This is a genomic window from Pseudomonas sp. KSR10 (assembly GCF_022355455.1).
GTDB lineage: Bacteria > Pseudomonadota > Gammaproteobacteria > Pseudomonadales > Pseudomonadaceae > Stutzerimonas > Stutzerimonas stutzeri_E.
The window spans coordinates 1-26984 of the sequence record NZ_JAKOEN010000025.1; the positions used below are offsets into that span (position 1 = coordinate 1).

Here is a 26984-nt window from a genome sequence, read left to right on the forward strand (position 1 = left end):
GCGCCATTCGGCGCGAGGTCGCGCCTCCCACAAGGGGGGCGCCGTGCACTGCGTTTTTTGTGGGAGGCCCGACCCCGGGCCGAAGCTTTTTCGGACTCCGAGTTGGCGCCATTCGGCGCGAGGTCGCGCCTCCCACAAGGGGGGCGCCGTGCATTGCGTTTTTTTGCGGGAGGCCCGACCCCGGGCCGAAGCTTTTTCGGACTCCGGGTTGGCGTCGTTCGGCGCGAGGTCGCGCCTCCCACAAGGGGGGCGCCATGCATTGCTTTTTTCGTGGGAGGCCCGACCCCGGGGCGAAGCTTTTCGGACTCCGGGTTGGCGCCGCTCGCCGCGGGTCGCGCCTCCCACAGAACCTGGCCACTAGCCGAAGAGCCAACACCAAACTGGCGGACCGAAAACAGCCTGCCAGACAAGCCGAGCCATTTCCGCCCTTAAGGGTGGGTCAGGATGAGGGAAGCGGAATCCGAGCCCCATCCATCACCGCAAAAGGAGAAGCCCATGAGCCATGACTACGACACCCTCTTCGCCCAGGATCGTGCCCACTTCATGCACCCGTCCACCCATGCCCACGACCATGCCAGCGGGGCGCTCCAAGGGCGCATTGTCACCGGCGCCTCGGGCATCCGTATCCGTGACCACGAAGGCCGCGAGCTGATCGACGCTTTCGCCGGGCTGTACTGCGTGAACATCGGTTATGGCCGCACCGAGGTGGCCGAGGCCATCTACCAGCAAGCCAAGGAACTGGCCTACTACCACACCTACGTCGGCCACTCGACCGAGGCCATCATCGAACTGTCGCGGCGCATCATCGACTGGGCGCCTGAGGGTATGAAGAAGGTCTATTACGGCCTCTCCGGCTCGGATGCCAACGAGACCCAGATCAAGCTGGTGCGCTATTACAACAACGTGCTCGGCCGCCCGCAGAAGAAAAAGATCATCTCCCGTCAGCGCGGCTATCACGGCTCGGGAATCATGACCGGCAGCCTGACCGGCCTGGCCAGTTTCCATCAGCACTTCGATCTGCCACACGCGGACATCAAGCACGCCGCCTGCCCGCACTTCTACAAAGCCCCGGCCGGCATGGACGAAGCGGCCTTCGTGCGCCATTGCGTAGATGACCTGGAGCAACTGATCGAGCGCGAAGGGCCGGACACCGTCGCTGCCTTCATCGGCGAACCGGTGATGGGCACGGGCGGCATCATCGTCCCACCCAAGGGTTACTGGGAGGCGATCCAGGCGGTGCTGGCGAAATACGACATCCTCTTGATCGCCGACGAGGTGGTCTGCGCCTTCGGCCGTCTGGGTACGCCAATGGGCAGCCAGCTGTTCGGCATGAAGCCGGACCTGATCACCACGGCCAAAGGCCTGACCAGTGCCTACGCACCGTTATCGGCGGTGATCGTCGGCGAAAAAGTATGGGATGCGATAGACGAAGCCTCGACCCGTGACGGCGCCATGGGGCACGGCTGGACCTACTCTGGGCACCCGATCTGTGCCGCCGCGGCGCTGGCGAATCTGGACATCCTGGAAAAGGAGAACATTCCCGGCAATGCCGCTGAAGTGGGTGCCTATCTCAATGCTCAGCTGCGCCAGACCTTCGAGCACCATCCACTGGTCGGCGAGGTGCGCGGCATCGGCATGCTCGCGGCGCTCGAGTTCGTGGCTGACCGCAAGGGCCGTACGCCGTTCGATGCGGCACTGAAGGTCGGCCCGCGGGTCTCGGCCGCTTGCCTGGAGCGCGGTATGATTGCCCGCGCCATGCCGCAGGGCGACATCCTCGGCTTCGCCCCGCCCCTGGTATTGACCCAGGCGGAAGCGGATCAGGTCGTCGAGATCGCCAAAAGTGCGGTGGACGCGGTGGCTGCCGAGGTGCTCTGAACTCAGAAGAAGGTCAGGCCGGCCTGGAACAGCCGTTCTACATCGCGGATATGCTTCTTGTCGACGAGGAACAGGATCACATGATCGCCGGATTCGATGACGGTGTTGTCGTGGGCGATCAGCACCTCCTCGTCGCGAATCACCGCGCCGATGCTGGTGCCTGGCGGCAGGCCGATCTTGCCGATGGCGCGGCCGACCACCTTGCTCGAGCGCGAATCGCCGTGGGCGATCACTTCGATGGCCTCCGCCGCGCCTCGACGCAGCGAGTGGGCGCTGACGATATCGCCGCGACGCACGTGGGTCAGCAAGGTGCCGATGGTGGCCAACTGCGGGCTGATGGCGATGTCGATCTCGCCGCCCTGGACCAGATCGACATAGGCCGGATTGTTGATGATGCACATCACCTTGCGCGCGCCGAGACGCTTGGCCAGCAACGACGACATGATGTTGGCTTCGTCGTCGTTGGTCAGCGCGAGGAAGACATCGGCGTCATTGATGTTCTCTTCCACCAGTAGATCGCGATCCGAGGCGCTTCCCTGAAGAATGATGGTGCTGTCGAGGGTGTCCGAAAGGTAGCGGCAGCGCGCCGGGTTCATCTCGATGATCTTCACCTGGTAGCGACTTTCAATGGCTTCGGCCAGTCGCTCGCCGATATGCCCGCCGCCGGCAATGACGATCCGCCGGTAGGAGTCATCAAGGCGGCGCATCTCGCTCATTACGGCGCGAATATGCCCACGGGCGGCGATGAAGAACACCTCGTCGTCGGCCTCGATCACCGTATCGCCCTGCGGCATGATCGCCTGGTTGCGGCGGAAGATCGCCGCCACGCGGGTGTCGACATTGGGCATGTGCTTGCGTAGTTGGCGCAACTCCTGGCCTACCAGCGGCCCGCCGTAGTAAGCGCGCACCGCCACCAATTGCGCCTTGCCTTCGGCAAAGTCGATCACCTGCAGCGAGCCGGGATGCTCGATCAGACGCTTGATGTAGTTGGTCACCACCTGCTCCGGGCTGATCAGCACGTCGACCGGAATCGCCTCGTTGCTGAACAGACCTGAGCGGGTCAGGTACGCCGACTCGCGTACCCGCGCAATCTTCGTCGGGGTGTGGAACAGGGTGTAGGCCACCTGACAGGCGACCATGTTGGTTTCGTCGCTGTTGGTCACCGCCACCAGCATGTCGGCATCGTCCGCACCCGCCTGGCGCAGCACGGTGGGAAACGAGCCGCGGCCGACCACGGTGCGAATGTCCAGGCGGTCGCCAAGATCGCGCAGACGATCGGCATCGGTGTCGACCACGGTGATGTCGTTGGCTTCGCTGGCGAGATTTTCGGCGAGCGTGCCGCCCACCTGCCCTGCACCGAGAATAATGATCTTCACGCGATCACTCCTGAAAGGCGGCAGGCCGCCGCATCCATGATTGGCCGAAGCATGCTGCCTGGCTCATTTACGAATTATGGCCATTGGGTTGGGCCGCGATTTTTATCAGTTTGGCGTAGTAGAAGCCGTCGTGGCCGTTTTCTTGCGGCAGCAACTGACGCCCATGGGACTGTTCGACACCGAAACCGCTCGGCAAATCCAGCTCACGGGCGCCAGGCATGCGCGCCAGGAAGGCCTCGATCACCTCACGGTTCTCGGTCGGCAGCACCGAGCAGGTGGCGTACAACAGCACGCCACCGATCGCCAGCGTCGGCCACAGCGCGTCGAGCATCTCGCCCTGCAGGATCGCCAATGGCGCGATGTCGTCGGCCTGGCGGGCCAACTTGATGTCCGGATGGCGGCGGATGACCCCAGTCGCCGAGCAGGGGGCATCGAGCAGGATGCGCTGGAACGGTTGGCCGTCCCACCAGATCTCGGTCTCGCGCGCATCTGCCGCGACCAGTTTCGCCTGCAATTTCAGCCGGTCGAGGTTTTCCTGAACGCGCTGCAGACGCTTAGGCTCAAGATCCAACGCGATGACCTCTGCCAGCGCCGGCTCGCGCTCGAGGATGTGGCAGGTCTTGCCACCGGGCGCGCAGCAGGCGTCCAGCACACGTTGCCCCGGGGCGAGATCGAGCAGCCCGGCCGCGAGCTGCGCGGCTTCGTCCTGCACACTGACGCGCCCTTCGGCAAAACCCGGCAATTGGGTGACGTCGCAGGCTGCGGCCAGGCGGATGCCGTCCTCGCTGTGGTCGCAGGGGAAGGCTTCGAGGCCTGCGCTCTGCAGTTCGTCAAGGTAGGCGTCGCGCAGGGTCTGACGATGGTTGACCCGCAGCATCATCGGCGGATGAACGTTGTTCGCGGTGCAGATGGCCTGCCAGTGCTCGGGCCAGTGCGCCTTCAGCGATTTCTGTAGCCAGCGCGGATGGGCGAAGCGAATCACCGGGTCGTGTTCCAGTTCGGCGAGCAAGGCTTCGCCATCGCGCTGGGCATTGCGCAGCACCGCGTTGAGCAGGCCCTTGGCCCACGGCTTTCTCAGCTTTTCCACGCAGCCGACGGTTTCGCCGATGGCTGCGTGCGGCGGGATGCGGGTATAGAACAACTGGTAGAGACCGACCAGCAGCAGGGCTTCGACGTCGCGATCGGCGGCCTTGAATGGCTTTTGCAGCAGGCGCTCGGCAAGGCCAGCCAGGCGCGGTTGCCAGCGAGCAGCACCGAACGCCAATTCCTGGGTCAGACCACGATCACGGGTGTCGACCTTGCTCAGCACCTCGGGCAGGCTGCTGTTCAGCGAGGCCTTGCCGGACAGCACGGCGCTGAGCGCGCGCGCGGCGGCCAGACGCGGATTCATCGACATCAGACGAACACCTTGCCAGGCGTGAACTGCTCACGTCGGCTGTTGTACAGATCGCTGAAGTTGAGCGGCTTGCCGTTGGGCAGTTGTAGTCGGGTGAGCAGCAGCGAGCCCTCACCGCAAGCGACTTGCAGGCCGTCCTTGCCGGCATCGAGGATTTGGCCGGGCGCGCCCTGTGCTGAAGCCAGGCGAGCGGCGTGAATCTTCACAGCGGCCTCGTCCAGCCGGCTATGGCAGATCGGCCAGGGGTGAAACGCCCGTATCAGGCGCTCCAGCTCGACAGCCGGGCGGCTCCAGTCGAGGCGCGCCTCGTCCTTGTTCAGCTTGTGTGCGTAGGTGGCCTGGCTGTCGTCTTGCTCCTCGCCGCGGAGCGTGCCGGCTTCGAGGGCGGCGACGGCCTTGACCACCGCCTCCGAACCCAGCATGGCGAGCCGGTCATGCAGGGTTCCGCCGGTATCGTCGGCGGCGATCGGCGTGCGGACTTTCAGCAGCATGGGCCCGGTATCCAGCCCGGCTTCCATCTGCATCACGGTCACTCCGGATTCGGCATCACCAGCTTCGACCGCGCGCTGGATCGGCGCGGCGCCGCGCCAGCGTGGCAGCAGCGAGGCGTGACTGTTGATGCAGCCCAGGCGCGGCAGATCGAGCACGGCTTGCGGCAGGATTAATCCGTAGGCCACCACCACCATGAGGTCGGCGTTCAGTTCAGCCAGTTCGGCCTGGGCCGCGGGGTCGCGCAGGGTCTGCGGTTGATGGATGGCAATCCCGTGCTGTAGAGCGAGCTGCTTGACCGGGCTGGGCATCAGCTTATGCCCGCGTCCGGCCGGCCGATCCGGCTGCGTGTAGACCGCCACTACCTGGCGATTGGCATCGAGCAGGGCTTGCAGATGCTGAGCGGCGAATTCCGGCGTTCCGGCGAAAACGATGCGCATGGAAGGACTCGTCAATAAATAAAAAAGGCTTGCTGCTGCAAGCCTTCGGGTCGGTGATCAAGCCTGCTGACGGTGAAGCTTTTCCAGCTTCTTCTTGATCCGGTCGCGCTTGAGAGTGGAGAGGTAATCGACGAAGAGTTTGCCGTTGAGGTGATCGCATTCGTGCTGGATGCACACCGCAAGCAGGCCTTCGGCGATTAGCTCGTAGGGCTGGCCGTCGCGATCCAATGCCTTGATCTTGACCTTCTGCGGTCGGTCGACGTTCTCGTAGAAACCGGGCACCGACAGGCAACCTTCCTGGTACTGCTCCATCTCGTCGGTCAGGAACTCGAACTCGGGGTTGATGAAAACTCGCGGCTCGGACTTGTCCTCGGACAGATCCATCACCACCACACGCTTGTGGACATTGACCTGCGTCGCGGCCAGGCCGATGCCGGGGGCGTCGTACATGGTCTCGAACATGTCGTCGATCAGCTGGCGGATGCCATCGTCGACCACGTCCACCGGTTTGGCTATGGTGCGCAGCCGTGGATCGGGAAATTCTAGGATGTTCAGGATTGCCATATGCGTTTGTGATGCACTTATGGAATAAAGTCAAAAGCCGCTGCTAAGATGCCGAGCAGCTTGTAAACGGCTTAACGCCGCTTTCCACAAGGGTTTCTGCGGCGCTAGGGCGCTTTACGTGAAGGCACATCATAAAGGGATTCACCACATGAGGAAATCACTACTCGCCCTGCTGCTGGTGGCGGTTGGCGGCATGGCACAGGCCGCTGTGCAGCTCAAGGATGACCATCCGGAGCAGTACACCGTAGTGAAAGGCGACACGCTCTGGGATATTTCCGGTCGCTTCCTTCGCGAACCCTGGAAATGGCCGGAGCTCTGGCACGCCAACCCCCAAGTGGAAAACCCGCACCTGATCTATCCCGGCGACAGCCTCAGTCTGGTCTACATCGACGGCCAGCCGCGTGTCGTGCTCAATCGCGGAGCATCGCGCGGCACCATCAAACTGTCACCAACCGTCCGCACCACACCCATAGCCGAAGCCATCAGCACCATCCCGCTGGAAGCGATCAACAGCTTCCTGCTGAGCAACCGCATCGTCAACAACGCCGCCGAATTCGAGGCTGCACCCTATATCGTCGCCGGCAATGCCGAGCGAGTCATCAGTGGTGCAGGCGATCGCGTCTACGGTCGTGGCAACTTCCAAGACGACATCAAGGTTTACGGTATCTTTCGTCAGGGCAAGACCTATGTAGATCCCGAGACCGAGGAGTTCCTGGGCATCAACGCCGATGACGTAGGCACCGCCGAGCTGCTCGACATGGAAGGTGACATCGCCACCATGATGCTCACGCGCGTCACCCAGGAAGCCCGTCTCGGCGACCGCATGTTCCCCAGCGAGGAGCGCGCGGTGAACTCGACGTTCATGCCGAGCGAACCGGAAGGCGAGATCAAAGGCGTGATCCTCGACGTGCCGCGCGGCGTGACCCAGATCGGCCAGTTCGATGTGGTGACCCTGAACAAGGGCGCCCGCGACGGGTTGAGCGTCGGCAATGTGCTGGCGGTGTACAAGACCGGTGAAACCGTGCGCGACCGGGTGACCGGTGAAAACGTCAAGATTCCCGATGAGCGTTCGGGGTTGCTGATGGTCTTCCGCACCTATGAAAAGCTCAGCTATGGCCTGGTCCTCCAGGCCACGCGCTCGCTGTCGGTGATGGATAAGGTCCGCAATCCTTGATTCCCGAGCCCCGCTGATCAGGCTGTGTGAAAACTACTGCGCTCGGTTATGCCGCGTTAAAAACAGGCTCGGATGCGAGCCCAGTCGGAATGTTCATTTACAGCTCGTAAACTCGAGTGCGAGCCCAGTCCGCTTCCTCGCCTGTTTTTGTGGGGACGCCTAGTTCTTGCTTAACCTTCGCTCGCTACGTTTTCACGCAGCCTGAATGCAGGGTTTTTTTTACAGCCGACACCACCGCATGGATGCGGTGCGACGAGACAAGGAATGCTCACCCATGCCTGCGATTTCCCCTGCCGAACTGGAAGCCCGCCTGCGCCTGCATCTGCTGCCGGAGCTCGGCCCGCGGCGTCTGCATAAACTGCTCAGCGCCTTCCCCGATGCCTCCTCTGCGCTCAGTGCACCGGCGACCGCCTGGCGTGCGCTGGGGCTGCCGGCGAGCTGCGCTGAACCCCGACGCAGTCCTGCGATACGCGAACGGGCCGCCCAGGCAATGGCCTGGCTGGAGCAGCCAGACCATCAGTTACTGATGTGGGACGACCCTGGCTACCCGGCATTGCTGGCGGAGCTGCCGGATGCGCCGCCGCTGTTGTTCGTTCACGGCGATTCCACCCTGCTGGAGCAACCACAGCTGGCCATGGTCGGCAGCCGTCGAGCCTCGCGCCCGGGCCTGGACAATGCCACTGCCTTTGCCCGCAGCCTCGCGGGCGGTGGCTTTGTAATCACCAGTGGCCTAGCCCTCGGCATCGATGGCGCCGCGCACCAGGGCGCGCTGGACGTAGGCGGCCGAACGATCGCCGTGTTGGGTACCGGTCTGCAACAGCTCTATCCGCGCCGGCATGTCGGTCTCGCCGGGCGCATCATTGAGAGCGGCGGCGCTCTGGTGTCCGAACTGCCGCTGGACTGCGCACCGCACGCCTCCAACTTTCCCCGTCGCAACCGCATCATCAGCGGGCTCTCGCTCGGCGTGCTGGTGGTCGAGGCCAGCCCTTCGAGTGGCTCGCTGATCACCGCGCGCCTGGCAGCCGAGCAAGGCCGCGAGGTCTACGCCATCCCCGGTTCGATTCATCATCCCGGCGCTCGTGGCTGCCACCAGCTGATCCGTCAGGGCGCGGCACTGGTTGAAAGCGTCGACGATATTCTTCAGGCCCTCCGGGGCTGGCAACAGACGACTGCAGCCGACGAGCCGCAACCAGAGCGGCCGGCACATGCCTTGCTCGATCAACTGATTGCCGGCTCGATGACCAGTGAGTCCCTCGCCGGGGCGGTGGCGCAGCCCTTGGCTCAGGTACTGGCGGAACTGACCGAGCTGGAAATTGAAGGGTTGGTCGCCTGTGAAAATGGGCTCTGGGTCGCGCGAACCGGTTGAGCGCGGCTGTGCAGTCGCATGTGCTTGGGTACACTGCGCCGATCAGTCTCAGCGGGGGTGCTAATGATCGGAAACTGGCGTGTGCAGCAGGCGGCTCGGGTGGTCAGACAGGGCGGCGTCATCGCCTATCCGACCGAAGCGGTCTGGGGGCTGGGTTGCGATCCCTGGGACAGCGATGCGGTGCATCGGTTACTGGCGCTGAAGGAGCGGCCGGTGGAGAAGGGATTGATCCTGGTGGCCGACTGCGTCGAGCAGTTCGACTTCCTACTGGAGGACCTGCCCGAGCGCTGGCTGGATCGTCTGGCCGGCACCTGGCCTGGGCCGAATACCTGGCTGGTACCACATCGCCAGCGGTTGCCGGATTGGATTACCGGCAAGCACGACAGCGTGGCCCTGCGCGTCAGCGATCATCCGTTGGTTGCCCGGCTGTGCGCGCTGACCGGGCCGCTGGTATCCACCTCGGCGAACCCCGCCGGCCGCCCCGCAGCGCGATCGCGCTTGCGCGTCGAGCAGTATTTCTCCGATCAGCTCGACGCGGTGCTCGGCGGCTACCTGGGTGGGCGGCGCAACCCCAGCACCATCCGCGATGTGCGCAACGGCGAGGTCATTCGGCCGTCTTGACGACAGCCGGACGGCCAACCTCAGGGCAGCAGAATGGTCGATCCTGTGGTCTGGCCCGCTGCCAGCGCGCGCTGTGCCTCGGCCGCCTCGGCAAGCGGGTAGCGCTGGTCGATCTCGACCTTGATCTTGCCGCTGGCAATCATCTCGAACAGTTCGCTCGCCATCGCCTGCAGGCGCTCGGCGGTGTCCGCGTAGCCGGCGAGCGTCGGTCGGGTGACATACAGCGAGCCCTTCTGCGCCAGCACTCCGAGGTTCACCCCGGTGACGGCGCCTGAGGCATTGCCGAAGCTGACCAGCAGGCCGCGCGGTGCGACGCAATCCAGCGAGATCTCCCAGCTGCTCTTGCCAACCGAGTCGTAGACCACCGGGCATTTCTTACCCTCGGTGAGTTCCAGCACGCGCTGGACAACGTCCTCGCGGGTGCGGTCGATGGTCGCCCAGGCACCCAGCGCCTTGGCCCGTTCGGCCTTGTCCGCCGAGCCGACGACACCGATCAGTTTCGCGCCGATGGCCTTGGCCCACTGGCAGGCGATCGAACCGACACCACCGGCTGCGGCATGGAACAGCACGGTTTCGCCGGCCTGCAACGCGTGAGTCTGGCGCAGCAGATACTGCGTGGTCAGGCCCTTGAGCATTACGGCGGCGGCCTGCTCGTAGCTGATGGCGTCCGGCAGTTTCACCAGGTGCCGCGCCGGCAAGGTGTGATGCTGGCCATAGGCGCCCAATGGGCCGGTGCCATAGGCGACGCGATCGCCGACCTGAAATCCGCTGACGCCCTCGCCAACGGCCTCGACTTCACCCGCACCTTCGGCACCCAGGCCGGACGGCAGGCTCGGCGGTACATATAGGCCGCTGCGGAAATAGGTATCGATGAAGTTCAGGCCGATCGCATGGTTACGCACCCGAACTTCGCCGGCCCCCGGCGCTGTGACGGGCACGTCTACTTGTTCGAGAACCTCGGGACCACCGTGCTGGCTGAACTGGATGCGCTGCGACATATCGACTCCTGGGCAAATGCAAAGGAGCCTATCCAACGCTTCCCGGACGCGTCCGTCAATCGGCTGGGTGATATGCTTGCCGGCCCTTTTGCTGAAGCACGGCCCGGCCAGTCAATAACGCCGGACCTGTGCGGTTATTTGCCAAGGTGATTTTCGTGAACGAGCGTACCGAAGCCGTCAAAGCCTATCTGCTCGACCTGCAGGACCGTATCTGCGCCGCCTTCGAAGCCGAAGACGGCGGCGCCCGCTTCGTTGAAGACGCCTGGACCCGCCCGGCCGGCGGCGGTGGCCGAACTCGGGTGATCGAGAACGGTGCGCTGATCGAGAAGGGCGGCGTGAACTTCTCGCATGTTCACGGCAGTGGTCTGCCCCCTTCGGCCAGCGCGCACCGCCCTGAACTGGCCGGCCGTGGCTTCGAGGCGCTCGGCGTGTCGCTGGTGATACACCCGGAAAACCCCTATGTGCCAACCTCGCATGCCAACGTGCGGTTCTTCATTGCCGAAAAGGAAGGCGAAGAGCCGGTGTGGTGGTTCGGCGGCGGTTTCGACCTGACGCCCTATTACGGCAACGAGGAAGACTGCATCCACTGGCACCGCGTGGCCCGCGATGCCTGTGCGCCCTTCGGCGCGGATGTGTACCCGCGCTACAAGGAATGGTGCGACCGCTACTTTCACATCAAGCACCGTAACGAACCGCGTGGCGTTGGCGGGTTGTTCTTCGATGACCTCAACGAGTGGGATTTCGACACCAGCTTCGCCTTCATGCGTGCGGTTGGCGATGCCTACATCGAGGCCTATCTGCCCATCGTCCAGAAACGCAAGGCCATGGCCTACGGCGAGCGCGAACGGGCATTCCAGGAGCTGCGCCGCGGCCGCTACGTGGAATACAACCTGGTCTACGATCGCGGCACCTTGTTCGGCCTGCAGTCTGGCGGGCGTACCGAATCGATCCTGATGTCGCTGCCGCCGCTGGTGCGTTGGGGCTACGACAAGCAGCCGGAGCCCGGCACGCCGGAAGCGCGACTGACCGATTATTTCCTGCAGGATCGCGACTGGCTGGGCGAGCAGCCCTGAGCACGGCTCGCCATTGCTGCACTTGCTACGACATTCAGGAGCTTTCATGGACCGCTACGGCGTTTTCGGCAACCCCATCGGCCACAGCAAATCACCGCAGATCCACCGCCTGTTCGCCGAGCAGACCGGCCAGGCGCTGAGCTACGAGCCATTGCTGGCCCCGCTGGATGATTTCTCCGGCTTCGCCCGTGAATTCTTCGCCCACGGGCTGGGCGCCAATGTCACCGTGCCGTTCAAGGAAGAGGCCTTTCGCCTGGCCGATCAGCTGACCGAACGCGCACGGCGCGCCGGCGCGGTGAACACCCTGATGAAGCTCGAAGACGGCCCCCTGCTGGGCGACAACACCGACGGCATTGGTCTGGTGCGCGATCTGCTGGATAACGCCGGCGTGGTGCTGCAAGACAAGCGCGTCTTGCTGTTGGGTGCGGGCGGCGCGGTACGCGGTGTGCTCGAGCCGTTACTGACACAGCGGCCGGCAACGCTGGTCATTGCCAACCGCACGCTGGGCAAGGCCGAGCAGTTGGCCGATGAGTTCGGCGAGCTGGGCCCTGTGAGCGCGAGCGCGTTCGAGCAATTGCAAAGTCCGTTCGATGTGATCATCAACGGCACCTCGGCCAGTCTCGGCGGCGAATTGCCGCCGCTGGCCGACAGCCTGATCCGCTCGGGCACGACCTTCTGCTACGACATGATGTATGGCGCGAAGCCGACGCCCTTCTGCCAATGGGCCGCTGACCTTGGCGCGCAGACCCGGGATGGTTTGGGCATGCTGGTCGAACAGGCCGCGGCGGCTTTCGAGTTGTGGCGCGGGGTACGTCCGGATGCGGTTCCGGTGTTGACGCAATTGCGTCAGCAACTCGCCGGCTGAGTGCCGCTCAAAGGCGGAAGTGGATCTGCTGATGCAAATGCTGTGGCGTTTCCAGCTCGTCGACCATGCCGGCGGCCATGCGCCGAAGCTGCACGCGGCGGTCATCGGTTTCCAGCCCGTCGAGGACGCTGAAATCCTCGATCGACAGGTCCTCGCCGCTGCTTTCAGCATCCACCAGGGTCCACTTCAGTGGGTGCTCCGCGATCCGCTGCAGCGCCGCCGCCACCTCCGGCTCTCCGCCATGGGCGCTGAAGTCGACCACCAGCAGCAGCCGTTCGACGCCGACCTTCGGTAGTCCGGACAACAAGGCATCGACCACCTGATATAGATCGTGCGGCTGCTTTGCCGCTGCGGTACCGGAGGCGGTGGGCACCGACTGGCTGTCGTACAGGCAGACCACCGCGTCCATGCCGGCGACACTCTGCGATACGCTGACGGCATCGAATAGATCGCCGGTCTTGGCACGCAGCCCTGGGCGGACGGTCATCGAATTCAGATCGTCCACCAGCGCCACGGCCTCGTGCTGCCGGCTCAGTAATTCACACAGCAAGGCATTGCCCAGACTTGAGTGCGCCCCGTATAGCGCGAACTTGAGCCTGGGCGTCTCGGCGTTGAGCATGGCGGGACGAGCCGGTCAGCGCCGGGTGACCAGATAACCGATCAGCGCGACCGCGCCGGCGGCCAATGCGACGGTGCTCAGCGGGTGTTCGCGTACGCATTCCTTGGCCATGCGACCGGCATCACGCCCCCGCTTGGACAGGTCGCGGCAGTGCGCGTCCCAGTCGGCGTCGTGCCATAGCGATTCGGCGCGTGCGCGCAGGGAGTCGAAGCGATGTCGTGAGCCGCGCGCCGCGTCGTGCTTGAGCTCATCGAGCGCGGTCATCAAGTTGTGGATTTCGCTTTCGATTTCGTTGCGGGTGGTGGGCTTGCGGCTGAAACGGGACATATCGGTTCTCCCCTTTTGAATGTGCTCGTTGGACCCCATGGTTATGGCAAAGATCCTGACAGGCAGCGGACCAGCAGCAGGCGTACGGGTTCCCGTCCGTCGGGCTGATTGATTCGGCGCGCATCGCTGCCGATAGCCGGGGAGAGGCCGCCACGGTCGTTTCGTGTTGCGGCTTCGCTGTATCGGCTCGGAGGGTGTGGAAAGCGCAGCAGTCGATGTTCTTCTACACTCAGAACGCAGCGCCCTGGGCCCGCTCAGCACAGTCGGATACCCGGGCGCCAATCTGGGCAACGAGCGAAACGGCTTGTACGGAACGGGTCGAAACGGCCCTGAACGAGCCGAAATATAACGCTGCAGGGGCCTTATGCGTGGCCTGGGTTTACCTATAATGCGCGTCGCGTTCGTAGGCTTCGGGCGCGTCTTTTTTCACTGCCAATTCATCGGTGTTCATCTTGAAATTTCGCCAATCCATTCTCGGTCTGCTGCTCGCATGCAGCAGCGTCATCCTGACTCCTTCCGTTATCGCTGCTTCCAAGGCGACCACCCAGCAGGAGCTGGCGTCCGGCAGCGCGCTGTTGATCGATCTGAAGAGCAACGAGGTGCTCTATTCGAGCAACCCCAACCTGGTGGTGCCGATTGCCTCGGTCACCAAGCTGATGACCGCGATGGTCGCGCTCGACGCCAAGCCGCCGCTCGACGAGCGCCTGCCAATTACCATTCGCGATGCGCGGGAAATGCAGGGCGTGTATTCACGGGTGCGCATCGGCAGCGAAATCAGCCGGCGCGAGATGCTTCTGTTGACGCTGATGTCGTCGGAAAACCGCGCCGCGGCGAGCCTGGCGCACCATTATCCAGGTGGCTACAACGCTTTCATTCAGGCCATGAACGCCAAGGCCCGGGCGCTGGGAATGAGTCATACGCATTACGTCGAGCCCACCGGCCTGTCCGAGCAGAACGTGTCCAGCGCCAACGATCTGGTCAAGCTGCTCAAGGCCAGCCAGGCCTATCCGCTGATAGAGCAGTTCAGCACCACCTCGGAAAAGACCGTCGCCTTTCGCAAGCCCAACTACACGCTGGGTTTTCGCAACACCAACGCGCTGGTACGCAAGCCCGACTGGAACATTCACGTGACCAAGACCGGCTTCACCAATGCCGCGGGCCACTGCCTGGTGATGCGTACCGTGATGAACCGTCGCGACGTGGCCTTCGTTGTGTTGGATTCGTTCGGCAAGTACACCCATATGGCCGATGCCAGCCGTCTGAAGAAATGGCTGGAGACCGGCAAGACCACCCCGGTGGCGCCCGCCGCACTGGCTTACAAGCAGCAGAGAATGGCCAAGCGGCAGCTGACTCCTCAGCCGGACAATTCGGCTACGGTGGTCGCCGGCGCGCGCTGAAGCACCGCAGGACGATGGGGCCTCGGTGCCTGCGACTTCATTCGCGGAGCCTGCTGTAAGGCGAGCCGCCCGCTTCTATCGCCCCGACACCACGCTGCTGCCGGCTGGGATGGTCGAAGCGGCGTGGGGTGGATCACGCCCCACCGATCCACCGAGCACCGTCACGGTGGATGTAAAGAGCGACATCCACCCTACACACGACGATTCGCAAGGGTGAGAGAGATGTAAGCCGCCCTGCTACGGCACCTCCAGACATCGATACGCCGATCGATGCAACGATGCCGGTGCGTTCGACTCAAACGACTACCCTTCCCCTTCAGCGCACCGGGAACCCAACGTCGTTATGAGCACACCAGACAACGCCTACATCGAATGGCTGGAAAGCCAATCCATGCTCCACGCAGCCCGTCAGCGGGCCCGCCTCTATGCTGGCCAGGCGCGGCTCTGGCAGCGTCCCTACGCCCAGGCGCGGCCGCGCGACGCGAGCGCGATTTCCTCTGTGTGGTTCACCGCCTACCCCGCCGCGATCATCACTCCCGAGGGCGGCTCGGTGCTGCAAGCGTTGGGTGACGACCGCCTCTGGAGCGCGCTGTCCGAACTCGGCGTGCAGGGCATTCACAACGGCCCGATGAAGCGCTCCGGCGGCCTGCGTGGTCGCGAGTTCACGCCGACCATCGATGGCAACTTCGACCGCATCAGCTTCGACATCGACCCCAACCTCGGCACCGAGGCCGAGATGCTGCAGCTCAGCCGCATGGCCGCCGCGCACAACGCCATCGTCATCGACGACATCGTGCCCGCGCATACCGGCAAGGGCGCGGACTTCCGCCTCGCCGAGATGGCCTACGGCGACTATCCGGGCCTCTACCACATGGTCGAGATCAACGAGGAGGACTGGCCCCTGCTGCCCGACGTGCCCAAGGGGCGCGACTCGGTCAACCTCTCGCCGATCGTGGTCGACCAGCTCAAGGACAAGCACTACATCGTCGGTCAGCTGCAGCGGGTGATCTTCTTCGAACCCGGCATCAAGGACACCGACTGGAGCGCCACCGGCGTGGTCACCGGCGTCGATGGCAAGCGTCGGCGCTGGGTCTATCTGCACTATTTCAAGGAAGGCCAGCCTTCGCTGAACTGGCTGGACCCGACCTTCGCCGCCCAGCAACTGATCATCGGCGATGCCCTGCATGCCATCGACATCTCCGGCGCGCGCGTGCTGCGTCTGGATGCCAACGGCTTCCTCGGTGTCGAGCGCCGCGCCGAGGGCACCGCCTGGTCCGAGGGGCATCCGCTGTCGGTGACCGGTAATCAACTGATCGCCAGCACCATCCGCAAGGCCGGCGGTTTCAGCTTCCAGGAGCTGAACCTGACCATCGACGATATCGCCTCGATGTCCCACGGCGGCGCCGACCTGTCCTATGACTTCATTACCCGCCCCGCCTATCAGCACGCCCTGCTCACCGGCGACACCGAGTTCCTGCGGCTGATGCTGCGCGAGGTGCACGCGTTCGGTATCGACCCGGCATCACTGATCCACGCCATGCAGAACCACGACGAGCTGACCCTGGAGCTGGTGCACTTCTGGACGCTGCACGCCTACGACCATTACCACTATCACGGCCAGACCCTGTCCGGCGGCATTCTTCGCGAGCACATCCGCGAGGAAATGTATGAGCGGCTGACCGGAGAGCACGCGCCCTACAACCTCAAATTCGTCACCAACGGCGTGTCCTGCACCACGGTCAGCGTGATCACCGCAGCGCTTGGCATTCGTGACCTGGACGCCATCAAGCCGGCCGACATCGAACAGATTCAGCGCCTGCACATCCTGCTGGTGATGTTCAACGCCATGCAGCCCGGTGTGTTCGCCCTCTCCGGCTGGGACCTGGTCGGCGCCCTGCCCCTGAAGGCCGAACAGGTCGAGCACCTGATGGGCGACGGCGATACCCGCTGGTTGCACCGCGGCGGCTACGACCTGGCCGATATCGCACCCGAAGCCGAGACGTCCAGCGAGGGGCTGCCCAAGGCGCGCTCGCTCTATGGCAGCCTGGTGGAACAATTGAAGACTCCGGGCTCCTTCGCCTGCCAGCTCAAGCACATCCTCAGCGTCCGCCGCGCCTACGACATTGCCGCGAGCAAGCAGATCCTGATTCCCGACGTCCAGGCTCCGGGGCTGCTGGTCATGGTGCACGAGCTGCCCGCCGGCAAGGGCGTGCAGATCACAGCGCTGAACTTCAGCGCCGAGATCGTCAGCGAGACGATCACGCTGCCTGGCATCGCGCCCGGTCCGGTGGTCGACATCATTCACGAAAGCGTCGAAGGCGATTTGACCGAGAACGGCGAGATGACCTTCAACCTCGACCCTTATGAGGGGCTAGCCCTGCGTGTGGTGAGTGCTGCGTCCCCGGTGCTGTAATGGTGAACGGCCGCGGCGCAAATGCTTCGCGTCGCGGCCGGTGCAAAGTGATCAGATCCAGACGTCGTTCACGGCGGTCCGCTCGTTGATTTCATCGCCGGTGTTCAATACGTCCCGCGGCTCGATCAGCAACAGCTTGGTCTCCCGCGCGGCGCTGGGTTTGTGCTCCACGCCCTTCTTCACCACATACATCTCGCCCGCCGCCACGGTTACCTCACCGTCGCGAAAATGAATGACCAGTTCGCCCTCCAGCACAATGAAGGTCTCATCGGTGTCGGCGTGGCTGTGCCAGACGAACTCGCCTTCGAGCCGGACGATTTTGAACTGGTAGTCGTTCATCTCGGCCACGACTTTCGGCGCCCACTGCTCGTGGAACAGTGCGTATTTTTCGGCGAAGTTGATGGAGGTATAGCGGGTGGGTGTCGCTTGGGATGTCATGGCGTGGCTCGCTCTCGTTGCGGAGTAGGCGACTACGTTAGTGTTGCCTCCGACGCCCGTCTTGCATGATCGTGCAAGTTCCGTCTGCGGCCGCTACCGGCTCGCAAGCATCTTCAGCCAGCGTGCAGACGAGATGCCGAAGGTTTGGGTGTACAGACGGGTCATGTGGCTTTGATCGAAAAACCCGCTGGTCAGCGCCGCGTCGCTCAGCGATTGGCCGGCTAGCAGCCGAGTGCGCACCGCTGCCAGGCGCCGCTGGGTGACGTAGCGATACGGGCTGGTGCCATACAGCGCACGGAAGTCCCGCGACAGGCTCCAGCGATCGCGACCGCTTGCCCGCTCCAGATCATCCAGCGTGATGGCCTTCTCCAGGGCGTCATGGATGAACGTGCGTGCCCGCTCCGCCGCGGGATAATCGATCGCACGACGGCCGCGATGCGTGCCGGCGGCGAGCCTGAGTGCCTGGGCCAGGTCATAGATCGCATCATCTTCTTCCAGTGGATCTAGGGCGTTGTCCAGGCTGTACAGCAAGCGTCGGGTGGCCGAAAACAGCCGAGGATCCCGTGACAGCCCGCCAGCGATGAAAGGCAACGGCTCGCCTCCCAGCACCTTCTGGATCAACGACGGCTCGATGTACAGCATTCGGTAATGGAATCCGGCCCGGGTGCCCGCCTCGCCATCGTGGATCTCGTCTGGATGCAGCACGATGGTGCCGCCCGGCAGGCTATGCCGTTTCGACTGCCGATAATGGAAGCTCTGCACGCCCGCAAGTGTATGGCCGATGGCGTAGGTGTCGTGTCGATGGGGCGTATAGCCGTGCCCGCGAAAATAGGCCTCGATGCGCTCCATCTTCATCGATGGAGTGGCGCGGGCAAGCCAGTCGCGGTCGGTGTGGGTCGTGCTCATCGAACAAGGCCATCCTGAGAGCCAAGGCTGAAATATACCCATCGAGGTGGCCTAGGTCTTGCGGCTCGTCTGCTTTCACCGGCGGCAAGCAGCTTCCATTCTCGTTAGCTGCCAGCGCAGGTCGATTCGTCGGCTACGACAGGAAAAGCTGGAACCAACCTCGAACCGGCCGCCTCTCCTGAACAGGAGCTCCGTCCAAGACGGCCCTGCATATCCGGCTGGAGCCGGTTCAATCAGAGAGGTGACAGACATGAGCGACGAGCAACGCATACGCGAACGGGCCTATCAGCTCTGGGAGGCCGCTGGCCGCCCCGAGGGACAGGATGTCGAATACTGGATGCGGGCCCGTGACGAGATCGAACCCTTCTACAAGGAAGGCGACCCGCTGGCCGGCAGCGTGGAAAGCAGCGTCGCCATCCCGATGCCGAAACGGACGGAGGAATGAAATCACCCATCGAAGTAGACGCCGGTCTGCCGTTATCTTGACCGCATCCGCGCAGGCCGGCCGTCATCTCACCGAAACCCCTGAGGCCACGCCGACCCCACCTGGGGGTTGGCGCTGTGGCTGCTGGGCACTACCGTGTCACGACGAGCCGCCTTCGTTAAGGCGAATGCGCTATCTGGTCTTTGAAAGGAATGGCAATCCATGAGTGAACAAACCATGCGTCATGTAGAGCATCGTCCAGGCGGCGACGCCGAATGCCTGAGGCTGGCCGAAGGACCGGTCCCCGAGCCTGGCCCGCACGATGTGCTGATACGGGTGGCTTACGCCGGGATCAACCGGCCGGACGTATTCCAGCGCTCCGGCAGCTACCCGCCTCCGCCGGATGCGTCGCCCCTGCTCGGCCTTGAAGTCTCAGGGGAAATCGTCGCGCTCGGCAACGAAGTGAACGGCTGGAAACTGGGCGATCAGGTCTGCGCGCTGACACCGGGAGGTGGTTACGCTGAATATTGCGTAGCCCCGGCCGAACATTGCCTGCCGGTGCCCGCCGGGCTGTCACTGCTGGAAGCGGCCGCGCTACCGGAAACCTACTTCACCGTCTGGAGCAACGTGTTCGAGCGCGGTGCCCTGCAGCCCGGTGAATCCTTCCTGGTGCATGGTGGCTCCAGCGGCATCGGCCTGACAGCAATTCAACTGGCCAAACAGTTCGGTGCCACCGTTTACACCACCGTCGGCAGCAGCGAAAAGGCCGACGCCTGCCGCCGCGCCGGCGCGGATCGGGTGATCAACTACCACGAAGAAGATTTCGTCGACGTGCTGAAGCAGGCCACCGATGGCGACGGCGTCAACGTCATCCTCGACATGGTCGGCGGCGACTACATTCCTCGCAATATCAAATCCCTCGCCGTGGAAGGCCGCCTGGTGCAAATCGCCTTTCTCAAAGGCAGCCGCGTCGAACTCGACACTTCGCCAATCATGCGCAAGCGCCTCACCTTCACCGGCTCGACCCTGCGCCCCCGCAGTCGCGAAGAAAAAGCAGATATCGCCAAGGCATTGCACGACAAGGTCTGGCCGCTGCTGGACCAGGGCCGATGCCACCCGGTAATCCACGCCACCTATCCCCTCGAACAAGCCGCCGAAGCGCACCGGCTGATGGAAAGCAGCAAGCACATCGGCAAGATCATGCTGAAGGTTGCGCCGTAATCCTTCGCGGTCAGGTGCAAGCGCCCGCACCGCAGGAGCAACGCTTGCGGTGTTTCGCAACTCTGATGTACGCAGAATCTCGTGCAATCAACTGGTGAGCTGAAAGGGGTACGCCGGACGGGCGCCGATAACGCCGCAGCACTTGTGTTAGAGCAGCTCAGCCTGGCGATGGTGGAATGTTATACACCACGCCCGTCCGGCGTCTTATACACCAATTGGTGTCTAATTATAGTTATGTGTAATCAAGGATCGATCATGAAATTTCAAACAATACCTATTTTGAGAATTTTCGATGAAGGCAAAGCAAAAGAGTTTTACCTCGAATTCTTGGGTATGAACCTAGATTGGGAGCATCGCTTCGAGGCCAATTTACCGATATACATGCAGGTATCAAAAGGAAATCTTGTATTTCATCTCAGCGAACATTCGGGCGACTGCACTCCTGGCAGTAAGGTTTTTGTCAACGTAAGTGACATTGAAACCCTCTATCATGAGGTTACCTCCCGGCCGTATAAGTACAGTAAACCGGAAATTGAGCAGGCTCCATGGGGTGATCGTTGCTTTACGGTAACGGACCCTTTTTCAAATAAAGTGCTATTTAATGAGCCAGCCAATACATAACAACAGGTTCAAACCGTTCGCTTCGCTCACTGGGACGGGCTAAAGCCCGCCCCTTAACCAAACGTTATACAATACGGCCTAAAAATGAATGAGGTTGAGATTAAAATAATAACTCCGGATGAATGGGAGTTATACAAATTAGCCAGACTAAATTCTTTAAAAGAATCGCCTGATTATTTTGGCTCAATTTATGATCAGGAAGCCGTATTGTCAGATGCGGAATGGAGATCACGCTTAGATCTTAAATTTCGTGATGTTGATGCTTTGCCATTAATCGCAGAGCTCAAGGGCCAGCCGGTAGGTATTGCTTGGGGCTTTATACACAAGCCGAACTTGCAAGTCGCACATATCTATCAAATGTGGGTCTCGCCAGAGCTTAGGGGTAAAGGCATAGCAAAATCCCTTCTGCTTAAAATTAAAACATGGGCTTTAGGCAGAGGGTGCAGCCTTATGGCACTTGGCGTCACAACAAGCAATGAAGCGGCAGTTAACTTGTATAAAAAATTTGGTTTTATCGCTGCGGGACAGCTTGAAGAGTTGAGAGCTGGCTCACCACTTTTGGTGCAGCCCATGACTATAGAGCTAAACAGTGTCGTATAACAAATGGTTTAAACCGTTCGCTTCGCTCACTGGGACGGGCTAAAGCCCGCCCTTTGATAAGAAAAGGGGCAGATTTATTTATTTCGTACATCTTTCTGTGCGCTAAATAGATCTGTCCCCCTTTCCCATTTATCGCAGGAGCGCTGATGTTCACTCACCATCACCGCAGTACACACATAACGGCATGGTTAGACGGCTGATAGCAGTATGTCGCTACTGATTAAAGAAATCCCGGCATCAAAGGCTCCCATGGAGTTGTTGCTGTTGGCAGACCCCTCTGAAGACAAAATACGTTCTTATCTTTCACTGTCGAAGTGCTTCGTTGTGCTGGCGGGCGAATGCGTGGTTGGGGCCTGCGTCGTGCAGCCGCTTATCAACGAGACGTACGAGTTGATGAGCATCGCCATTCACCCCGACCATCAGCGGGCGGGTCATGGCGCAGCGCTCTTGAAATGGGTCATCGAGTTCTACCGCGCACGCGGCGCGCGGCAGCTAGAGGTGGGCACCGGCACGTTTGGCTATCAGCTCGCGTTCTATCAGCGGCACGGCTTCCGGGTGACACGCGTTGACCACGATTTTTTTATCAAACACTATCCCGAGCCTCTTTTTGAGGATGGCATACAGCACTTCGACATGCTGCGCCTCACGCTGCGTTATTTGGGGGCCAAGGAGGGTAATGAAAGAGAAAGCTGCTAGTCGTTTGTTTGTTACGGAACACTTTTGTCTTATGTATAGGGGTATCGCAGAGTACTGTCTATTTACCGCAGAGGCGGAGCTGGTAAGTGCTGAAAATACGTCAGGGATGGGGCGCGACGCCCTGGAAGCTGACAAGCGAAACGGAAAGGGGGCAGGGCTATTTCTGGCAATGGCTCGCTTCAAGAACGCACCTGTTCCGTTTTCCGAACTTTCCATGCGGTCAGTGTCTGCCTGCTCCTGTGCGCGGCGGCACCGACCAGAGCGATATTTGCTAAAACGTCTGCTAAAGTAACTTCAAAAGATACTAAAAATAAGGCAGTCTTGAATTATACGCCGCGAACTGGGCAGCCTCAGCACGTTAGCCAACAAGCCGTTATACGCTCAAGGAAGCACTATGCATGACCAGATATGCTCGAAGTTAAGTTTCGGTAAACGGCCATGAGCCAGGACAACCGATCGCCCTTTGCAAATAAGGCTGCAGTCGCGACCTATGCGCAGGACACGCCGCGTAAGGTGCCTGGACTGACCGATCTCCATCGCATGACGACCTTGCTGTTATCCGAGCAGGCGCCAAACGAGACGCACATTCTCGTTATCGGGGCGGGCGGCGGGTTGGAAACGAAGGCCATGGCCGAGGCTCGGCCCGGCTGGCGCTTCACAGGCGTCGATCCAGCGTCTGCCATGCTGGACCTTGCGCGCCAGGCCGTCCTGCCGTTTGCGCATCGCGTCGAGCTCTTGGAGGGCACTGTTGATCAGGCACCGGCTGGCCCTTTCGATGGCGCCACTTGCCTTCTCACGCTGCATTTCCTCGACCGAAGCGAGCGGTTGCACACGCTGCGGGAAATCCGTCGTCGCCTGAAAGTGGGCGCGCACCTTGTGATCGCTCATCACTCGGCGCCCGATCCAGACCCTGAGCGCTGGATGACACGCTCGGTCGCTTTCGGCGACCACAGCGGCATCGATTGGGCAAAAGCGGAAGCTACGGGTAAGGCGATGAACGAGCGGCTGCCTTTGCTCGCGCCGGAGGAGGATGAAGCACTGCTCCGTGAGGCGGGGTTCAGTGATGTCGCGCTGTTTTATGCGGCGTTTTCATTTCGTGGCTGGATTGCGGTCGCCGCCGGGAAGTAGGGGGCCAGGCTTGTGTAACTAGCCGGGCATGCCACCGCTGGAAGCGGCCGACTTGTTTTGCCCGGTCCGCTCGCCGAACAGCAGCGCGAAGGGGCTTTCATCGATGAGGAGCATCACATCCAAGCTGGCTGGCCCTCGTTGATAGTTGTACAGGTTGCGCTGACCGTCTAGCACCACCATAGGCTGTTCTCCATTCTCCGGGTGTGCTCTCACCTTGCCATCGTCCAGCGGTAGTGGAACTCATGTGCCTTTGCGCTTGCTGGTATTTAAACTGAGGCGTGAATGTTGCTCGGTTGGGCTTGTTGTCTCTGCGCCCAGTTACCTATTTTGTCCCCTCTGTCGGCGGTAGGGTTATGTTAACTGTAGGTCCACTTTCAGTCGGGTCGACCTTGACTGTAGTACTGCCGTGAAACGTAGCTTTACATGCTGCTTTGAGCTCGTCTGGGGTTGATTCGTCGGCGTACGAATCAAAGCATAGATAGAAGAAATCGTTAACATCAATAACCGATTTCGCGATGTTCTCGACTGAAGAAGCTACCTTTCCGAGGGCATCCGGGCTCAGTTGGACTACTGGCACTGCATTCGATACCGCCGAAGCTGATGTGCTTACGAGTGATGCGCGATCCTGTTCAAGCTTCAGCTTTAACGCGTCGATCGTTGTGCGGAGGTTTTTTGCTTCGTCAGTTTTGGCGTCCAATGCAGCGTATTTCTGTTCTGCGTCGTTCAGCTGTTTGGTTTGTTCAAGCAGGTCTCTGCCCTGGTCCGCTGAGCTCGACGAGGCCAGGACGACATTGGGTCCATGAGCTATCCCGGTCAGCTGCTCGATCGCCATGATGGCTACAGTGTTTCGTTGATTTCGGGTTAGATACATCTTGTATGTGTTGGGAGAGATAGCGCCGTTGGCGTACGCCTGACAGATGCTGAAAAGCTGGTCGCGTAGCAGTTGTATCGAATGCGTTCGCAGCCCAATGTTCGCTGCCGACTCGCCATAGGTAGCCGCAATGGCAGCGATGTTCTGCTTCGATGCGCTCGCGGATGCCGCTATGGTTTTGAGTGCGTCGGGGCTAGGTTCAGGGCAGACGATGCGCTCTGTGACGCTGTTTTTGCCGATTTTTCGGTCCACGGCAGTAATAACCCTTTCTTCAGCCTCCAGGGTTCGTGTGGAAAGTCGTGCGGGGGTGCAGCCGGTAGTGATCAGTAGAATGCAGAGTGCTGGAACGATTGCTGTCTTCATTATGAAGTCCCTTTTCATAAGCTAGGCCGTGAGCGACAGCAAAACGCTTACCGGAGCATAGGCTAGGTTTGCACTGCTGCAACCTAGCCCTCGCGAACTTTTTAAGGTCCCACTGCACCGGGATGGAAGTCACATAGCGTCTCGGTCATCGACACCCCTGTGTGGCAATAGGGGACGGGCAATAGGGGGGGCAGACCACGTTTTTCATGATCCGAATGACATGTGGCCACGCGCTGCGTTGCGTTGCGGTCGGCTACCTCCGCACTACTTGTAAGCGGCAACATACCTATCAAAACCAGATGCGGTGCAAGAAACGGCAGCGCCAGCGTTGGCTGGCACCGATAGATCCTCAGAACGTCACGCCTGCGATTAGGCCGATATTGCTGTAGGGCCGGCATTCTCCGGTGCGTATCTGCACACGAGCCTTGGCGCATGCGGCCTTGAGTTCGTCATGGCTGACCAGCTGGCGCTCGCCCAGTTCGCCGGCGGCGTACAGCGCCTCGATGGCGCCGAGCCCCGAAGGCGCGACCTCCAGGGTTTCGCGGGCCAGTAGATGACCCTGCACCTGCATTTCGCTGAGCACGACCTGCAAGGTGGTGGCGAAATCCGGCACGCCGGCCGTCAGCGCCAGGTCGATGCAGGGTGTGCCGGGCGGAACCGGCATGCCGGCGTCGCCGATGACGATGATGTCGCCATGCCCGAGTCGGGCGATGGCGGCGGAGAGGGCGGCGTTGAGCAGGGGTGTCTTCTTCATGTGGGCAGCTCATGGCGGTAGGGGATGGAGGGTTGCGCACCCGGACGGGTGACGGCCAGCGCAGCCGCTCGCTGACCGAGGCCGATGGCCGCTTCCAGTGGCTGTCCGGCCGCCAGGGCCGCGGCGAAGCCACCGACGAAGGTATCGCCGGCCGCGGTGGTGTCGATTGCCACAACCGGGTCGACGGGCAGATGAAGATGACGTGTGGCATCGGCGTAGAGCACGCCTTGACTGCCAAGGGTGATCAGTACGCGTCTTGCGCCACGCCTCAACAGCTTGTGTGCTGCGAGCAGCGCGCTTTGCGGCGAGTCGACCTTAATTTCCGTGAGCAACGCGGCCTCGCTTTCATTGGGGATCAGGTAATCCACCAGGCCGTACCAGTGAGCGGGCAGGGGGCCGGTGGCCGGCGCCGGGTTGAGGATGACCGTGCGGCCCAGTTCATGGGCCCGGTACAGCGTGGTCTCGACGGTCGGCAGCGGCACTTCCAGCTGCGCGATGACGATATCGGCTGCCTGCAGCAATGCATCGTGAGCGGCCAGACGCTCCGGCGTCAATTCCCCGTTACCGCCCGCGGCGATGATGATGGCGTTCTGGCCGGCATCGTCCACCAGAATCGTGGCAATGCCGGTGGGGACGCCGGGCGCACTCATGACCGCGCTGCAATCGATGCCTTCGGCCATCAAGCCCGCGCGCAGATCAGCGCCGTAGGCGTCATCGCCAACACAACCGATCATCGCGACATCGGCGCCCAGGCGCGCGGCGGCGACAGCCTGGTTGGCGCCCTTGCCGCCGGGCGCCGTGGCGAAACCGTGGCCGGCGAGGGTTTCGCCACCGACGGGAAGGCGAGGGGTCCGAACGATCAGGTCCATGTTCAGGCTGCCCACCACAACTACCTTTGCTTGCATTGCTGTTGTTCCTCTTTCGCGGCGATACGCAGACGGCTCATGGCTCTTCAACCGGTGGCGCCGTTCAAGCCGCTGGTGCCGCGCTGGATTCACGCAGCACCAGGGTGGGTTCGACGAGTTGATGTGCGGCGCTCAGCTCGGGCTCGCGGATGCGCGCGAGCAGGCGCGCGGCCGCCGTTTCACCAAGCTGGCCGATGGATTGGCCGACCGTGGTCAACGCGGGATACAGGTAGCGGCTGACCTCGATATCGTCGAAACCCACCACCGATAGCTGCTCCGGCACGCGAACGCCTCGTTCCGCCGCGGCACGCAGCACACCCAAGGCGATCATGTCGTTGCCGGCGAAGATCGCGGTCGGCGGCGCTTTACCCGCAAGCAGGGCCAGGGCAGCGGAATATCCCGCGGGGCTGGTGAAGGCGCAGTCCACTACGGGAAGCGGTTCCACGCGGGCGCCTGCCAGGGCGCGGCGATACCCCGCCGCACGTAGCTGCACGACTTGCGTGCTGGCCGGCCCCCCGATGCACGCGATACGGCGATGGCCCAGCTCGAGCAGGTGCTGCGTGGCGAGAAAGCCGCCGCGTTCATGGTCGACCTGCACGCGGTCAGCCGTGACGCCATCGAGGGAGCGGTCGACCAGCATCAGCGGCACTTTCAAACCGGCGAGCGCCTGAGCGAACGCCGTGTCGCTGGCCACGGTGGCGACGATCAGACCGTCGATACGACGCTCCACCAGCACCCGCAGGTAGCGTAGCTGCTTGTCGATATCGTCATCGGAGTTGCACAGGATCACGCTGTAGCCGTTGCGCTCGGCATGGTCCTCGATGCCCCGTGCCAGTTCGGCGAAATAGGGGTTGCTGGCGTTCGGCACGAGCAACCCAAGGGTGCCGGTTGCGCGTGCGCGTAACGAGCGCGCCACGCCGCTGGGCACATAGCCCAGCTCGGATATGGCGGCTTCGACCTTTTCCCGCACCGGGTCGCTTACCGGCCGTGTGCCGTTCACCACGTGGGAAACGGTGGTGTAGGAAATGCCGGCGCGCGCGGCGACGTCCTTGATGGTGGCCATG

At 62.2% G+C, this 26984-nt stretch carries 28 protein-coding genes; 14 read left to right on the forward strand and 14 right to left on the reverse strand.

Going from position 1 to position 26984, the window contains the following annotated elements:
- The first annotated feature begins 495 nt into the window (after positions 1-495).
- On the forward strand, positions 496-1875 hold the full coding sequence (locus MCB86_RS21985; protein ID WP_239612151.1) for an aspartate aminotransferase family protein: 1380 nt from the start codon (positions 496-498) through the stop codon (positions 1873-1875).
- Between the two features lie 2 nt (positions 1876-1877).
- Here MCB86_RS21985 and trkA read toward each other — a convergent pair whose 3' ends face one another.
- From trkA to def, 4 genes are all read right to left on the reverse strand, one after another.
- Positions 1878-3251 carry a Trk system potassium transporter TrkA gene (trkA, locus tag MCB86_RS21990; RefSeq protein WP_045159979.1) on the reverse strand — a complete coding sequence of 458 codons (1374 nt, stop codon included), beginning with the start codon at positions 3249-3251 and terminating at the stop codon, positions 1878-1880.
- A 67-nt stretch (positions 3252-3318) separates the two neighbouring features.
- The gene (gene rsmB, locus MCB86_RS21995) at positions 3319-4641 is read right to left on the reverse strand and encodes a 16S rRNA (cytosine(967)-C(5))-methyltransferase RsmB (protein WP_239612250.1); all 1323 of its coding nucleotides are present in this window, start codon (positions 4639-4641) and stop codon (positions 3319-3321) included.
- Between the two features lie 5 nt (positions 4642-4646).
- A complete protein-coding gene (gene fmt / locus MCB86_RS22000; RefSeq protein ID WP_196298621.1) occupies positions 4647-5576 on the reverse strand; it encodes a methionyl-tRNA formyltransferase in 930 nt (309 codons plus the stop codon).
- Between the two features lie 57 nt (positions 5577-5633).
- On the reverse strand, positions 5634-6140 hold the full coding sequence (gene def / locus MCB86_RS22005; protein WP_045159982.1) for a peptide deformylase: 507 nt from the start codon (positions 6138-6140) through the stop codon (positions 5634-5636).
- A 148-nt stretch (positions 6141-6288) separates the two neighbouring features.
- Here def and MCB86_RS22010 point away from each other — a divergent pair, with 148 nt between their 5' ends.
- The 3 genes from MCB86_RS22010 to MCB86_RS22020 all read left to right on the forward strand — a co-directional run bounded on the left by MCB86_RS22010 (position 6289) and on the right by MCB86_RS22020 (position 9301).
- Complete coding sequence (locus MCB86_RS22010; protein ID WP_045159983.1) at positions 6289-7314, forward strand: LysM peptidoglycan-binding domain-containing protein; 1026 nt, start codon at positions 6289-6291, stop codon at positions 7312-7314.
- 274 nt (positions 7315-7588) lie between these two features.
- Complete coding sequence (gene dprA, locus MCB86_RS22015) at positions 7589-8680, forward strand: DNA-processing protein DprA (RefSeq protein WP_239612152.1); 1092 nt, start codon at positions 7589-7591, stop codon at positions 8678-8680.
- Positions 8681-8743: 63 nt separating this feature from the next.
- Positions 8744-9301, forward strand: coding sequence for a Sua5/YciO/YrdC/YwlC family protein (locus MCB86_RS22020; RefSeq protein WP_045159985.1), 558 nt, complete (start codon positions 8744-8746; stop codon positions 9299-9301).
- Between the two features lie 20 nt (positions 9302-9321).
- Here MCB86_RS22020 and MCB86_RS22025 read toward each other — a convergent pair whose 3' ends face one another.
- Entirely contained in the window at positions 9322-10299 is a 978-nt protein-coding gene (locus tag MCB86_RS22025; RefSeq protein ID WP_239612153.1) for an NADPH:quinone reductase, read from the reverse strand.
- Positions 10300-10454: 155 nt separating this feature from the next.
- Between MCB86_RS22025 and hemF the strand changes: the two genes are divergently transcribed.
- Positions 10455-11372 carry an oxygen-dependent coproporphyrinogen oxidase gene (hemF, locus tag MCB86_RS22030; RefSeq protein ID WP_045159987.1) on the forward strand — a complete coding sequence of 306 codons (918 nt, stop codon included), beginning with the start codon at positions 10455-10457 and terminating at the stop codon, positions 11370-11372.
- A gap of 46 nt (positions 11373-11418) precedes the next feature.
- A complete protein-coding gene (gene aroE, locus MCB86_RS22035; protein ID WP_239612154.1) occupies positions 11419-12237 on the forward strand; it encodes a shikimate dehydrogenase in 819 nt (272 codons plus the stop codon).
- Positions 12238-12244: 7 nt separating this feature from the next.
- Here the strand turns inward: aroE and MCB86_RS22040 are convergent, their stop codons facing one another.
- Both MCB86_RS22040 and MCB86_RS22045 read right to left on the reverse strand, forming a co-directional pair.
- Entirely contained in the window at positions 12245-12856 is a 612-nt protein-coding gene (locus MCB86_RS22040; protein WP_239612155.1) for an NAD(P)H-binding protein, read from the reverse strand.
- 15 nt (positions 12857-12871) lie between these two features.
- Positions 12872-13183, reverse strand: coding sequence for a DUF883 domain-containing protein (locus MCB86_RS22045; protein ID WP_239612156.1), 312 nt, complete (start codon positions 13181-13183; stop codon positions 12872-12874).
- A 452-nt stretch (positions 13184-13635) separates the two neighbouring features.
- Here MCB86_RS22045 and pbpG point away from each other — a divergent pair, with 452 nt between their 5' ends.
- A complete protein-coding gene (gene pbpG / locus MCB86_RS22050) occupies positions 13636-14580 on the forward strand; it encodes a D-alanyl-D-alanine endopeptidase (protein WP_239612157.1) in 945 nt (314 codons plus the stop codon).
- A gap of 343 nt (positions 14581-14923) precedes the next feature.
- Positions 14924-16993, forward strand: a complete 2070-nt coding sequence (gene treS, locus MCB86_RS22055) for a maltose alpha-D-glucosyltransferase (RefSeq protein ID WP_239612158.1) — start codon at positions 14924-14926, stop codon at positions 16991-16993.
- 51 nt (positions 16994-17044) lie between these two features.
- Here treS and MCB86_RS22060 read toward each other — a convergent pair whose 3' ends face one another.
- Positions 17045-17431, reverse strand: a complete 387-nt coding sequence (locus MCB86_RS22060) for a cupin domain-containing protein (RefSeq protein WP_045159992.1) — start codon at positions 17429-17431, stop codon at positions 17045-17047.
- A gap of 93 nt (positions 17432-17524) precedes the next feature.
- Positions 17525-18337: an AraC family transcriptional regulator gene (locus MCB86_RS22065; protein WP_239612159.1), complete on the reverse strand. Its 813-nt coding sequence runs from the start codon at positions 18335-18337 to the stop codon at positions 17525-17527.
- A gap of 250 nt (positions 18338-18587) precedes the next feature.
- Between MCB86_RS22065 and MCB86_RS22070 the strand changes: the two genes are divergently transcribed.
- The 6 genes from MCB86_RS22070 (at position 18588) to MCB86_RS22095 (ending at position 23027) form a co-directional block, all read left to right on the forward strand.
- Positions 18588-18782, forward strand: a complete 195-nt coding sequence (locus MCB86_RS22070) for a DUF2934 domain-containing protein (RefSeq protein WP_045159995.1) — start codon at positions 18588-18590, stop codon at positions 18780-18782.
- A gap of 201 nt (positions 18783-18983) precedes the next feature.
- Positions 18984-19982, forward strand: a complete 999-nt coding sequence (locus MCB86_RS22075) for an NAD(P)H-quinone oxidoreductase (protein WP_239612160.1) — start codon at positions 18984-18986, stop codon at positions 19980-19982.
- A gap of 255 nt (positions 19983-20237) precedes the next feature.
- Complete coding sequence (locus tag MCB86_RS22080) at positions 20238-20603, forward strand: glyoxalase superfamily protein (protein ID WP_239612161.1); 366 nt, start codon at positions 20238-20240, stop codon at positions 20601-20603.
- Positions 20604-20687: 84 nt separating this feature from the next.
- Positions 20688-21203, forward strand: a complete 516-nt coding sequence (locus MCB86_RS22085) for a GNAT family N-acetyltransferase (RefSeq protein ID WP_239612162.1) — start codon at positions 20688-20690, stop codon at positions 21201-21203.
- Positions 21204-21410: 207 nt separating this feature from the next.
- Positions 21411-21899, forward strand: a complete 489-nt coding sequence (locus MCB86_RS22090) for a GNAT family N-acetyltransferase (protein ID WP_239612163.1) — start codon at positions 21411-21413, stop codon at positions 21897-21899.
- A gap of 438 nt (positions 21900-22337) precedes the next feature.
- The gene (locus MCB86_RS22095; RefSeq protein ID WP_239612164.1) at positions 22338-23027 is read left to right on the forward strand and encodes a class I SAM-dependent methyltransferase; all 690 of its coding nucleotides are present in this window, start codon (positions 22338-22340) and stop codon (positions 23025-23027) included.
- A gap of 18 nt (positions 23028-23045) precedes the next feature.
- On the opposite strand, the gene MCB86_RS22100 is transcribed toward MCB86_RS22095, so the two are convergent.
- From MCB86_RS22100 to MCB86_RS22120, 5 genes are all read right to left on the reverse strand, one after another.
- Positions 23046-23207 carry a hypothetical protein gene (locus MCB86_RS22100; protein WP_239612165.1) on the reverse strand — a complete coding sequence of 54 codons (162 nt, stop codon included), beginning with the start codon at positions 23205-23207 and terminating at the stop codon, positions 23046-23048.
- A 142-nt stretch (positions 23208-23349) separates the two neighbouring features.
- A complete protein-coding gene (locus MCB86_RS22105) occupies positions 23350-24261 on the reverse strand; it encodes a hypothetical protein (protein ID WP_239612166.1) in 912 nt (303 codons plus the stop codon).
- Positions 24262-24610: 349 nt separating this feature from the next.
- Entirely contained in the window at positions 24611-25015 is a 405-nt protein-coding gene (gene rbsD / locus MCB86_RS22110) for a D-ribose pyranase (protein WP_045160001.1), read from the reverse strand.
- Entirely contained in the window at positions 25012-25920 is a 909-nt protein-coding gene (gene rbsK, locus MCB86_RS22115) for a ribokinase (RefSeq protein WP_045160002.1), read from the reverse strand. Before rbsK ends, rbsD begins: the two co-directional genes overlap by 4 nt.
- A 64-nt stretch (positions 25921-25984) precedes the next feature.
- Positions 25985-26983 carry a LacI family DNA-binding transcriptional regulator gene (locus MCB86_RS22120; RefSeq protein WP_045160003.1) on the reverse strand — a complete coding sequence of 333 codons (999 nt, stop codon included), beginning with the start codon at positions 26981-26983 and terminating at the stop codon, positions 25985-25987.
- Position 26984: the final 1 nt, after the last annotated feature.